General features: G+C 52.0%; 1 protein-coding gene. It reads left to right on the forward strand.

All coding sequences use genetic code 11. From position 1 onward, the window contains the following. Positions 1-635, forward strand: a 635-nt coding sequence (locus J5224_RS33660; RefSeq protein ID WP_264629219.1) for an FUSC family protein, incomplete at both ends; no start/stop codon positions are given.

Below are 635 nucleotides of genomic sequence, written 5' to 3' on the forward strand. Positions count from 1 at the left end.
ACGGTTACTAACGTTGCAGGCACGCGCCTGTCGCCAATTGGCGCAATCCATTCTGTTGCAGCAAAAATATCAGCACGATGGCCGTATCGAGCGGGCGTTTGTTTATCTGGATGCCGCACTTCATGCTTTTTTTACGCAAGATGGCGCAAATACAGCCCAAGGAAAAGCATTACGTCATCTGCTGAATAACCTGCGCGCCATTGATGCTCAGTTAATGAATATCGAATCAGAGCAATGGCTGGAATCGCAGCAACAGATGGAAGAAAGTCTGGCGGATGATGGGCTGACCGGCTGGAGCGATATTCGACTGCGCATCGGTCGCCATCTTACCCCGCGCTCAGCACTGTTTCGCCACGCGATCCGTATGTCTGCCCTGCTGTGCGGGGGGTATGCGCTGATTCAATTGACACACATGCAGCACGGCTACTGGATTCTGCTCACCAGCCTGTTTGTGTGTCAGCCAAACTACAATGCAACGCGGCGACGTTTGGCACTGCGTATCATCGGGACGCTGGCGGGCATTCTGATTGGGATACCGGTACTCTATTTTGTCCCCTCTCTTGAAGGACAACTAACGTTGATTGTTATCAGCGGCGTGCTGTTCTTTGCCTTTCACAACGTACAATATGCTCATG

The organism is Candidatus Symbiopectobacterium sp. NZEC135, from assembly GCF_025962695.1.